11 protein-coding genes are annotated in these 11,570 nt (G+C 72.5%); 5 read left to right on the forward strand and 6 right to left on the reverse strand.

All coding sequences use genetic code 11. The features are described from left to right. On the reverse strand, positions 1–459 hold a 459-nt coding region (locus GTW43_RS18100; RefSeq protein WP_161303055.1), incomplete at its 3' end, for an XdhC family protein. Between the two features lie 199 nt (positions 460–658). Here GTW43_RS18100 and GTW43_RS18105 point away from each other — a divergent pair. The 5 genes from GTW43_RS18105 to GTW43_RS18125 all read left to right on the forward strand — a co-directional run bounded on the left by GTW43_RS18105 (position 659) and on the right by GTW43_RS18125 (position 5,800). Further along, a complete protein-coding gene (locus tag GTW43_RS18105; protein WP_161303056.1) occupies positions 659–1,537 on the forward strand; it encodes an FAD binding domain-containing protein in 879 nt (292 codons plus the stop codon). Continuing rightward, positions 1,534–2,166 carry a (2Fe-2S)-binding protein gene (locus GTW43_RS18110; protein WP_343246045.1) on the forward strand — a complete coding sequence of 211 codons (633 nt, stop codon included), beginning with the start codon at positions 1,534–1,536 and terminating at the stop codon, positions 2,164–2,166. The genes GTW43_RS18105 and GTW43_RS18110 overlap by 4 nt, the downstream gene beginning before the upstream one ends. Before the next feature lie 3 nt (positions 2,167–2,169). Further along, positions 2,170–4,518 (forward strand): xanthine dehydrogenase family protein molybdopterin-binding subunit, encoded by a 2,349-nt coding sequence (locus GTW43_RS18115; RefSeq protein WP_161303057.1) that lies wholly within the window; start codon positions 2,170–2,172, stop codon positions 4,516–4,518. A 23-nt stretch (positions 4,519–4,541) separates the two neighbouring features. Continuing rightward, a complete protein-coding gene (locus GTW43_RS18120) occupies positions 4,542–5,150 on the forward strand; it encodes an SRPBCC family protein (protein WP_161303058.1) in 609 nt (202 codons plus the stop codon). A gap of 113 nt (positions 5,151–5,263) precedes the next feature. Further along, on the forward strand, positions 5,264–5,800 hold the full coding sequence (locus tag GTW43_RS18125) for a MarR family transcriptional regulator (RefSeq protein WP_161303059.1): 537 nt from the start codon (positions 5,264–5,266) through the stop codon (positions 5,798–5,800). Positions 5,801–5,807: 7 nt separating this feature from the next. Here GTW43_RS18125 and GTW43_RS18130 read toward each other — a convergent pair whose 3' ends face one another. The 5 genes from GTW43_RS18130 to GTW43_RS18150 form a co-directional block, all read right to left on the reverse strand. After that, complete coding sequence (locus GTW43_RS18130; RefSeq protein ID WP_161303060.1) at positions 5,808–6,866, reverse strand: LLM class flavin-dependent oxidoreductase; 1,059 nt, start codon at positions 6,864–6,866, stop codon at positions 5,808–5,810. Between the two features lie 115 nt (positions 6,867–6,981). Continuing rightward, on the reverse strand, positions 6,982–8,598 hold the full coding sequence (locus tag GTW43_RS18135) for a glycerol-3-phosphate dehydrogenase/oxidase (RefSeq protein ID WP_161303061.1): 1,617 nt from the start codon (positions 8,596–8,598) through the stop codon (positions 6,982–6,984). A 9-nt stretch (positions 8,599–8,607) separates the two neighbouring features. After that, positions 8,608–10,155: a glycerol kinase GlpK gene (gene glpK / locus GTW43_RS18140; protein WP_161303062.1), complete on the reverse strand. Its 1,548-nt coding sequence runs from the start codon at positions 10,153–10,155 to the stop codon at positions 8,608–8,610. Positions 10,156–10,212: 57 nt separating this feature from the next. Then, on the reverse strand, positions 10,213–11,004 hold the full coding sequence (locus tag GTW43_RS18145) for an MIP/aquaporin family protein (protein WP_161303063.1): 792 nt from the start codon (positions 11,002–11,004) through the stop codon (positions 10,213–10,215). A 378-nt stretch (positions 11,005–11,382) separates the two neighbouring features. Then, on the reverse strand, positions 11,383–11,570 hold a 188-nt coding region (locus GTW43_RS18150), incomplete at its 5' end, for an IclR family transcriptional regulator C-terminal domain-containing protein (protein WP_237536665.1).

An 11,570-nucleotide genomic window follows, 5' to 3' on the forward strand; every position in this document is an offset into this window, starting at 1 on the left:
GGCCGCGTCCAGGGGTGCGTCGCCCAGCGATCCGGACCGGCCCGCGGCCCCCACGGCCAGCCCGCCCAGCCCGTCCGTCGGCGTCACGAGCGCCACCGGACGGCGCCCCGCCAGATCGGCGGCCACTCGCCCCAGCGGCACGTCGCCGTACGTCTCACACACCGCTATCTCGATGGTCCCGCCGCAGGTCAGTCCGACCGCGAACGCGTCGTCGGCGCCGACCCCGTACACCGCGCGGACCGGGCTGGCGCCGGCGAGCACCTCCTCGGCCGCTGCGCACACCGCCCCCTCCACGCAGCCCCCGGAGACACTCCCGACGATCTGTCCGTCCGCGCCGACCAGCATCGACGTGCCGACGGGGAAGGGGGCCGAGCCGTGCGTCCCGACCACCGTCGCCGTCGCGAAACGGACGCCCGCGGCCTGCCACGCGGCCGCCTGTGCGATCACGTCATCCGTCATGTCCGGCTCCTTCGCCGACCCGGGTGTGCGGAACCTCTTCCCGCAACCTTTCCCGCAACCTCTTGCCAAGAAGATAGTTCAGTGTTGATTATTTTAGCTACTAGATAGATCGACCTGGTGGAGCCACCCAGGACGCGGGCCGCCCCCCCGGCAGCCTTCCCGCCCCGCCCCCGCCCCGAGAGGTCCGGTGCCAGACGGTATGAAACCCACACCCTTCGACTACAGCGCGCCGCGCAGCGTCCCGGAGGCGCTCGCGCTGCTCGCCGACGAGGACCGGGAGCCCAAGGTCGTGGCCGGCGGCCAGTCACTCGTCCCGATGCTCAGCATGCGGCTGGCCCGGCCCGGTCTCCTGGTCGACATCACCCGTATCCCCGAGCTCGGCGCCCTGACCGTCGACGCCTGCGGCGCCCTGCACATCGGCGCCGCCGTCCGCCAGGCACGCGTCGCCGCCGACCCCCGGGTCCGTGCGGACTGGCCGCTGCTCGCCGCCGCCATCGGGCACATCGGCCACCCCCAGATCCGGGCCCGCGGCACCGTCTGCGGCAGCCTCGTCCACCACGACCCGGCCGCCGAACTCCCCACCGCGGCGCTCGCGCTGGACGCCCGGTTCGTCGTCGCGGGGCCCGCCGGCACCCGCACGGTCCGCGCCCAGGACTTCTTCGTGGCCACCTTCCAGACGGCCGTCGAGCCGGACGAACTGCTCACCGAGGTCGTCCTGCCGCCGCGCACCGGCGGCTGGGCCTTCGAGGAACTCGCCCGCCGGCACGGCGACTTCGCGACGGTCGGGGTGGCCGTCCTGCTGGACCGCGGCCACGGCACCCCCGAGCCACCCGGCGTCGTCACCGGCGCACGCGCCGTGTTCTGCGGCGTCGGCAGCGTCCCCGTCCGGCTCCCCGCCGTCGAAGCGGCGCTCACCGGCACCGACGTCGGACCCGCCGCTCTCGACGCCGCGCGGGACGCCGCCCTCGACGGCCTCACCCCGGCCGATGACATCCACGCGAGCGCCACGTACCGCCGCGAGAGCGCGGCCCACCTCCTCGTCCGTGCCTGCACCACCGCTTGGGAGCGCACCCGATGAACCCCCTCACCCCGTCCGGGACGGCCTCACAGGACGCGCAGGGCACGCAGGACGCGCACGACGCACCGGCCGCGTTGCCCGTGCGCATGCCACCGCTCACCGAGACCTCCGGCTGGCACGCGGTCCGGCTCAGCGTGAACGGCGCACCCGTCACCGCCCAGGTCGAATCCCGGCTGCTGCTCAGCGACTTCCTGCGCGACCGGCTCCGCCTCACCGGCACCCATGTCGGCTGCGAGCACGGAGTCTGCGGTGCCTGCACCGTTCTGATCGACGACGTGCCCGCCCGCAGCTGTCTCACCCTCGCCGTCCAGTGCGACGGCGCCGCACTGCGCACCGTCGAGGGACTCGCGCGGGACGGGACCCCGCTCACCCCCGTGCAGCGCGCCTTCCACACCTGCCACGGCATGCAGTGCGGCTTCTGCACCCCTGGCTTCCTGATGACCGCGACCGCCCTCACCGAGCAGCCGGAGCGCCCGACCGGCCCGGAGGTCGCCGACGCCCTCAGCGGCCACCTGTGCCGCTGCACCGGCTACCGCACCATCCGCAGCGCCGTCCGCCAGGCCCTCGACGAGACCTACGGCGCCGACGGCCGGACCGCCGCAGCCCCTGAACCCGAGCGAGGCGAGTGACCCGTGACCGCCACCGAGACCACCACCTGGATCGGCAAGCCCGTCCCGCGCGTCGAGGACGACCGCCTGCTGCGCGGTCAGGGCCGCTACGTCGACGACATCGACCTCCCCGGAGCCGCCGAGGCCGCCGTCCTGCGCAGCCCGCACGCCCACGCCGTCGTCGAGTCCGTCGACGTGAGCGCCGCGCTCCGGCTTCCCGGCGTCCTCGCCGTCCTGACCGGCGCCGACGTCGCCCACATGCCGCCCCTGCTCAACAAGGAGGAGCTGCGCACCCCGCCGCGCCTGGCCGAACTCCTCGCCCCGCGCGTTGCCCTGACCCCGATGCCCCTGCTCGCCACCGACAAGGTCCACTACGCCGGCCAGCCCGTCGCGCTCGTCCTCGCCGACAGCCGCTACCTCGCCGAGGACGCCCTCGAACACATCGAGGTGCGCTACGGCCCCCTGCCGGTCCTCGTCGACCCCGACCGCGCGCTCGACGCCGACGCCCCGCTCCTCCACGCCGGCCTGCCGGACAACACCGCCGTCGCCGTCACCGCCACCGTCGGCACCCCCGACGCCGCGTTCGCCGCCGCGCACACCGTCGTCAGCGAGGAGTTCCGGGCCCACCGCTACGTCGCCTCGCCGATCGAGACCCGGGCCGTCGCCGCCCGCGTCGACCCCTACAGCGGCGAGCTCACCGTCTGGTCCAACACCCAGACCCCGCACCGCGTCCGCGACGCCATCGCGCACACCCTGGGCCGCGACACCGAGAGCGTCCGCGTCATCGCCACCGACGTCGGCGGCGGCTTCGGCCAGAAGGGCATCCTCTACGTCGAGGAGCTCCTCCTCCCGTACGCGGCACAGCAGCTGGACCGGCCCGTCGTGTGGCGCGAGGACCGGGGCGAGAACCTCACCGCCGCCTCGCACGCCCGCGAACAGATCCACCGCATCGAACTCGCCGCCGACGCCGACGGCACCCTCCTCGCCGTCCGCGACCGCATCACCGTCAACTTCGGCGCCTACAACATGACGGGGCTCGTCGTCCCGTACAACTCCCTGTGCCACCTGCTCGGGCCCTACCGGATCCCCCACGTCGACATCGACGTCCTCGGCGTCCTCACCAACACCGCGTTCGCCACGCCCTACCGCGGCGCGGGCCGCCCCGAGGCCGTCTTCGCCATGGAGCGCGCCATGGACCGGCTCGCCGCCCGCCTCGACCTCGACCCGGCCGAACTCCGCGCCCGCAACCTGATCACCCCCGACGCCATGCCGTACACCACCGGCCTCGTCGACCGCTCCGGCAACCCCCAGTCCTACGACTCCGGGGACTTCCCCGAACTGCTGCGCCGGGCCCGCGCGAAGCTCAGGGTCCCCGAGGACCGGCATCACGACGGCAAGCACATCGGCGTCGGCCACGCGATGTACATCGAGGCCACCGGGCTCGGGCCGTTCGAGACCGCGCGCATCGACATCGCCCCCAGCGGCCGGGTCAAGCTCGCGATCGGCACCCCCTCCCAGGGGCAGGGCCACCGCACCTCCATGGCGCAGATCGCCGCCGACGCGCTCGGCGTGCCGCTCGACGTCATCGACGTGGTCGGGGGCGACACCGGGCGCACCCCGTTCGGCGTCGGCACGATCGCCAGCCGCGCCCTCGTCAACGCGGGCAACGCCACGCACCGTGCGGGAAAGCTCGTCCGCGAGAAGGCGCTCGACGCCGCCGCCCGCCGCCTCGGTGTCCCCGTCGCCGAACTCACCCTCACCGACGGCGTCTTCACGACGAAATCCGCCGACGGCCCCACGCTCACCCTCGCCGAACTCACGGGCCGCGCCCCGCTGCCCGGCACCCCCGAACCCACCGACGGACGGCACGGGACGGAACTCAGCGAGACCGTCCACTTCCGCCCGCCCGGCTTCGCCGTCGCCGGCGGCGCGCACGCCGCGGTCGTCGAGGTCGACGAGCACACCGGGGAGCTGGAGATCCTCCAGTACGTCGTCGTCCACGACGCGGGTGTCATCGTCAACCCGCTCATCGCCGAGGGCCAGGTCACCGGTGGCGTCGCCCAGGGCATCGGCGGCGCCCTCTACGAGGAGATGATCTACGGCCCCGACGGCCAGCCCCGCACCGGCACGTACATGGACTACCTGGTCCCGACGTCCTCCGAGATCCCGGACCTCGACATGGACGAGATCCACACGCCGAGTCCGATGAACGACCTCGGCGTCAAGGGCCTCGGTGAGGGCGGCGCCATCGCCCCGCAGGCCGTCCTCGCGAACGCGGTCGAGGACGCGCTGCGCCCCTTCGGCGTCGTCGTCCGCCGCGGCCCCCTGTCACCCGACCGTATCCGCGACCTGATCCGTACCCCCGCCCGCTGACGCACGATGGGATCACTTCGACCATGCAGCTCGACCACACCTTCACCGTGCCCGCCGCCCCCGACGACGCCTGGCGGCTCTTCCACGACCTCGCCCGCGTCGCGCCGTGCATGCCCGGCGCGGTCCTCGACACCCTCGACGGCGACGCCTTCACCGGCCGCGTCAAGGTCAAGGTCGGCGCCGTCCAGATGAGCTATCGCGGCGAGGGCACCGTCACCCGCGACGCCGCCGCCCGCAGCATGCGGCTCGCCCTCACCGGCAGCGAGACCCGCGGCGCGGGCACCGCCTCCGCGACCGTCACCGCGGACCTGGAGCCCGACCCGGCGGGCACCCGCGTACGGGTCCGCACCGACCTCGACATCACCGGCCGGCCCGCGCAGTTCGGACGCGGCATCATGACCGAGGTCGGCGACCGGATCGTCGGCCAGTTCGCGGGACGGCTGGAGGAGCTCCTGAGCGACCCGCAGGGAGCCGCGACGGCCGCACCGGTGGCCGCCGCGGCCACCGAACCGGAGGCCGTGGACCTGGGGGCCGCCGCCCTGCCGGTGCTGGTCCGCAGGGCCGCGGTGCCCGTCGCCGTCGTCCTCGCGGCCGTCGTGCTCGTCCGCCTCCTGGGCCGCCGTGGCCGCTGAACCCGGGAAGCGGAGTCTCGCCCCTCGACCGTGATCGCTTCAGGGGTAATATTTTCAGGGGCGTACGACCTCACGCCCACCCGGAAGGCGTGCGAGGGGACGGGGAGACGGGCATGGCCGAGCGCAGGGCGACGCGGCAGGACGCCGTGGCACAGATCGTGGCGGACTGGGCGCGCGAGCGGCCCGAGCTCGACCCCTCGCCTCTCGAGGTGCTGGCCCGACTGCACCGCTCGTTCCTGCGGTACAACACCCGGCTGAACGCCTCGATAGAGCAGCACGGCCTGTCCGTCGCCGGGTTCGACGTCCTGACCGCGCTGCGCCGGGCCGGCGCGCCGTACCGCCTCACCGCGGGCCGGCTCGCCGACTCCGGGCTCGTCTCCTCCGCCGGCGTCACCCTGCGCATGGACCGGCTCGAGAAGGACGGCCTCATCGTGCGCGAGCGGGACGCCGACGACCGGCGCGTCGTCTACTCCCGGCTCACCGACGAGGGCCTGGCCAAGGTCGACACGGTCTTCGCCGAACACCTCGAGAACGAGAGCGGGATGCTCGCCGGCCTCTCCCCGTCCGAGCGCCGCCAGCTGGCCCGGCTGCTCGGCAAGCTCGAGCGCTCGATCGTCGACGCGGACGAGCGGGACCGGCCCGGCTCCTGAGCCGGGCTCACTCCCACAGCGTGCTCGGCGCGGCCCGGCGCACGACGGGTGCGATCTCCTCCGCGAACCGGTGCAGCGTCTCCGTCTGCTCGGACGTGCCCTGACCGAACGTGTCGACGGTCACCGACTGCAGGTCGTGCCCGTAGACCTCGTGGTAGCCGAGGATCTTGTCGATGATCTGCTGCGGTGAGCCGATCAGCTGCGGTCCGTCCGCGATCGCGTCCTCGATCGTGCGGAACGGCGTGTTGTAACCCGCCTTCCCGGCCAGCGCCGGCCGGAAGGTCTGCGCCACCTTCGCCTCGTACAGCTCCTTGTAGCGTGCGACCGCCTGCTCGTGCGTGTCCGCGATCAGCAGCCCACCGGACCCGGCCGCCACGTGGGCGCGCGCCGGATCGTGCCCGTACGCCGCGAACCGCTCCCGGTAGTGGTCGATGAGCCGCGCGTAGGCGGCCCGCGGCTGGATCGCGTTCGCCGTGAACAGCGGATCCCCGTGCCGGGCCGCCAGCTCCGGTGAGTTGAGCGAGGTGGCCGAGCCGTGCCAGACGCGGGGGAGTCCCGCGTACGGGCGCGGGACGGTCGTCACGCCCTTGAGCGGCGGCCGGAACTCGCCCTCCCAGTCGACGCCCTCCTCCGTCCACAGCCGGCGCAGCAGCTCGTACTTCTCCTCCTGGAGGTCCCACTGCCGCGCCTCGTCGAGCCCGAACAGATCGAAGTGGCCCGCCTCCGCGCCCTTGCCGATGACCAGCTCGACGCGCCCGCGCGACAGTTGGTCGAGGGTCGCGTAGTCCTCCGCGACCCGCACCGGATCCAGGATCGCGACGACGGTGACGCCCGTCAGGAGGCGGATCCGGGTCGTGCGGGCCGCGAGCGCGCCGAGCAGGACGGTCGGGCTCGACGACAGGAACGCTCCGGCGTGCCGCTCGCCGATCGCGTAGGCGTCGTACCCGAGCCGCTCGGCGGCGGCGCCGACCTCGACGACCTGGGCCAACCGGTCGGCGGCCGTGGGGAGTTCACCGGACAGCGGATGCGGCGCGTGCCCGATGATGGACAGAACCTGAAACTTCATGCGTCCAGCCTCGCGCCGGGGCGTTGCGGCCGTGTGTACGCGGCATGGCAGCGGCCCCGCCCACGAGGGGGCGGGGCCGCTGCCATGCGGGGCCGCTGCCGTGCGGGCCGTCGTCCTACTTGTCGTCCAGGACCTTCTGGACCTTGCCGCGCACCTCGTCCGAGGCGAGGCCGCGGATGGTCAGGGTCGTGCGGCGGCGCAGCACGTCGTCCGGCGTCTCGGCCCACTCGTGGTCGCGCGCGTACACGACCTGCGCCATGATCTCCGGCGCGTCGGGGTGGATCCGCTCGGACAGCTCCGGGTTCTCGTTGGCCAGTCGCGCGATGTCGAAGGCGAGCGAACCGTAGTGCGTCGCCAGGTGCTTGGCCGTGTCGGCGGCCATGCGCGGGCCGGGCGCCGGGTTGTCGACCAGGAGGCGGTGCGCGACGGCGCGCGGGTTGGCGACGCCCGGCAGCGGCAGCCGCTTCGGCAGGTCCTTGATCGGCTCGAAGTCGTCGCCGAGCGGGTGCCCGGGCAGCGACTCCAGCTTCTGCATGACGGTACGGCCGATGTGCCGGAACGTCGTCCACTTGCCGCCCGCGACGGACAGCATCCCGCCGCTGCCCTCGGTGACGACCGTCTCCCGCTTGGCCTTCGACGTGTCGCCCGGACCGCCGGGCAGCACGCGCAGACCGGCGAACGCGTACGTCATCAGCTCGCGCTCGAGCTGCTGGTCGCGGACCGAGAAGGCGGCCTCGTCGAGGATCTGCTCGATGTCCTTCTCCGTGACGGAGACGTCGGCCGGGTCGCCCTCGTACTCCTCGTCGGTCGTGCCGAGCAGCAGCATGTCCTCCCACGGGAGGGCGAAGGTGATGCGGTACTTGTCGATCGGGGTGGCGAGCGCGGCCTTCCAGGGGGAGGTCCGCTTCATGACGAGGTGCGCACCCTTGGACAGGCGGATGGACGGCGCCGCGTTCGGGTCCTCCATCCGGCGCAGGTGGTCGACCCACGGGCCCGTCGCGTTCAGCACGAGCCGGGCGCCGACCCCGAACTCCGTGCCGTCCGTGCGGTCCTTGAGCTCCGCGCCCGTGACCCGGCCCCGCGTGAAGCGCAGGCCCGTGACCTCGGCGTGGTTGAGCACCACGGCGCCGGCGTCGACGGCCGCGCGGACCGTCATGAGCGCCATGCGCGCGTCGTTCATCTGGTCGTCGCCGTAGACCGCGACGGCCTTGAGGTTCTCGGTGCGCAGCTCGGGCACGTCCTGCTGCGCCTTGGCGGGGGAGAGGAGGTGGCCGACGCCGTCGCCGAAGGCGGACAGCGCCGAGTAGGCGAAGACGCCCGCGCCCAGCTTGGCGGCGCCGTGCGGACCGCCCTTGTAGACGGGCAGGTAGAAGGTGAGCGGGTTCGCGAGGTGCGGGGCCACGTTCCGGGACACCGCACGCCGCTCGAAGTGGTTCTCCGCGACCAGCTTCACCGCGCCGGTCTGCAGGTAGCGCAGGCCGCCGTGGAGCAGCTTCGAGGACGCGGAGGACGTGGCGCCGGCGAAGTCGCCGGCGTCGACCAGGGCCACCCTGAGACCGGACTGCGCCGCGTGCCAGGCAGTGGAGATGCCCAGGATGCCGCCGCCGATGACCAGGAGGTCGTACGTCGCCTTGGAAAGCTGCTCGCGGGTCTCGGCGCGGCCCGGGTGGGAGCCGGCGACCGGGTGCGTTCCGAGGGCAGGCACGGTCTGCAGGGTGGACTGGGTACTCATGGTGGGGTGTTACTCCTCGACAGAGCTGTCTTCGAGCCAGCCCATGGACCGTTCGACGGCCTTGAGCCAGCTCTTGTACTCGCGGTCACGGACGTCTGCGTCCATGTGCGGGGTCCACTCGGCGGCCCGGCGCCAGTTGGCACGCAGGTCGTCGGTGCTGGACCAGAAGCCGACGGCGAGACCGGCGGCGTAGGCGGCGCCGAGGCAGGTCGTCTCGGCCACCATCGGACGCACGACGGGCGCGTCCAGGAAGTCCGAGAGGGTCTGCATCAGCAGGTTGTTGGAGGTCATGCCGCCGTCGACCTTGAGCGCGGTGAGCTCGACGCCGGAGTCCTTCGTCATGGCGTCGGTGATCTCGCGGGTCTGCCAGGCGGTGGCCTCGAGCACGGCGCGGGCGATGTGCGCCTTGGTGACGTAGCGGGTCAGGCCCGCGATGACACCGCGCGCGTCCGAGCGCCAGTAGGGGGCGAACAGGCCGGAGAAGGCGGGCACGAAGTACGCGCCGCCGTTGTCCTCGACCGAGGACGCGAGCGTCTCGATCTCGGCGGCCGACTTGATCAGGCCCATCTGGTCGCGCATCCACTGCACCAGCGAACCGGTGACGGCGATCGAGCCCTCGAGGGCGTAGACCGGCTTCTGGTCGCCGATCTGGTAGCCGACCGTGGTCAGCAGGCCCGAGTACGAGTTGATGGCCTTGTCACCGGTGTTCATCAGCATGAAGGTGCCGGTGCCGTACGTGGACTTGGCCTCGCCCTCGGCGAAACAGGTCTGGCCGAACAGGGCCGCCTGCTGGTCGCCGAGCGCCGAGGCGACCGGGATACCGCCGAGCACGTCGCCCAGCGAGCCGCCGGTGACCTCCCCGTAGACCTCGGCGGAGGAGCGGATCTCGGGCAGCATCGACATCGGGACGCCGATGGAGGAGCAGATGCGCTCGTCCCACTGCATCTCGTGCAGGTTCATCAGGAGGGTGCGGGAGGCGTTGGTGACGTCGGTGACGTGCCGGCCGCCGTTCACCCCGCCCGTCAGGTTCCAGATGACCCAGGTGTCCATCGTGCCGAAGAGGATCTCGCCGCGCTCGGCGCGCTCGCGCAGGCCCTCGACGTTGTCGAGCAGCCAGCGGGCCTTGGGACCGGCGAAGTAGGACGCGAGCGGAAGACCGGTCTCGCGGCGGAAACGGTCCTGCCCGACGTTGCGCCCGAGCTCCTTGCACAGGGCGTCGGTGCGGGTGTCCTGCCAGACGATGGCGTTGTGGACGGGCTCACCGGTGTTCTTGTCCCAGAGCAGCGTGGTCTCGCGCTGGTTGGTGATGCCGATGGCCTTGATGTCGTCGCGCGTGATGCCGGCCTTGGTGATGGCCCCGGCGACGACCTCCTGCACGTTCGCCCAGATCTCGTTGGCGTCGTGCTCGACCCAGCCCGGCTTCGGGAAGATCTGCTCGTGCTCCTTCTGGTCGACCGAGACGATCCGGCCGTCCTTGTCGAAGACGATGCAGCGGCTGGAGGTGGTGCCCTGGTCGATGGCCGCGATGAACGGACCTGCGGTGTGTGCGTCGGTCACGGTGTCTCCTGGTGATGCGTGCGGTGTCGGTGTCGGTGGCGTCGCTCGGGGCGGCTGTCAGAACAGCTTGTAGATGACTCCGGCGAGCGCGCCGCCGATGAGCGGACCCGCCACCGGGATCCACGCGTACGACCAGTCCGAACCGCCCTTGTTGGGGAGCGGGAGCAGCGAGTGGACGATGCGCGGGCCGAGGTCGCGGACCGGGTTGATCGCGTAGCCCGTGGGGCCACCGAGCGAGAGACCGATACCGACGACGACCAGGGCGGTGATCAGCGCGCCGAGCACCCCGAGACCGTTCCCCCCGTCGTTGAGTCCCTGCGTGAGGATCGCGAGCACCAGCACGACGGTGGCGATGATCTCCGTGACCAGGTTCTGCGCGGCGTTCCGGATCTCCGGGCCGGTGGAGAAGATGCCGAGCACCGGGCCGGCCTTCGGGGCCGCCTTCGGGTCGACCATGCCTTCGTCCACGTCACCCAGGTGCGCCTTGAGCACGTCGGGGTCGGTCAGGTGCGCCTTGAACTGGCCGTAGTAGGTCAGCCAGACCAGCACCGCGCCGATCATGGCGCCGAGCAGCTCCGAGGCCAGGTAGAGCGGCACGTCGCTCCACTTGGTGCCGCCCTCGATCGCGAGACCGATCGTGACGGCGGGGTTGAGGTGGGCGCCGGAGACGCCGCCCGCCAGGTAGGCGCCGGTCAGGACCGCGAAACCCCACCCGAAGGTGATGGCGAGCCAGCCGGCGTTCTGCGCCTTGGAGCGCTTGAGCGTGACGGCGGCGCACACGCCACCGCCCAGCAGGATGAGTACGGCGGTACCGATGGTCTCGCCGAGGAAGATGTCGTGGCTGGACACCCGCGACTCCTTTGTCCTTCGTCCAGGGGAATACCCGAGTTGCGAACCCCCGGGTCCCTTTCCGGTGGTCCGAGCCCCCGTTGCGGGGGGCGGGTCCGGCCTGGCCTGTCCACACTCTAGCGCGTATTGCCGGTAGGTGTTCGACAATGCCGACCGATGGACGCGAGTCTGTCTCTGGGGTTACGGACTCGTCAAGGGTTCTGTTATCGAAAGCACGATCGTTATTGATCGTTCGGGGCTATCGGTCGCTGTGCGTTCCGGGCGTCCACCGATGGTCGCGCGGATGACTGTCCCCTGCACCCTGAAACGGCGAAACGGAACGGCGAGAGCCCCGCACGCGGGCGGGGCTCTCGGGAGGGCGGGGGTGAAGGCGGCAGGTCAGAAGCGGCTGGCGCCGAGGTCCCTGGAGACGGCGCGGGCGCAGTCGCGCACCGCGGCGATCAGCTCGGGGCGCAGCTCGTCCTTGGCGTCCGCCCGGCACACCCGCTCCACCGCGCCGGTCACGCCGACCGCGCCCACCGGCATCCGGTGCCGGTCGTGGATCGGCGCCGCCACCGACGCCACGC

Source organism: Streptomyces sp. SID5785, from assembly GCF_009870065.1.
Classification (GTDB): domain Bacteria; phylum Actinomycetota; class Actinomycetes; order Streptomycetales; family Streptomycetaceae; genus Streptomyces.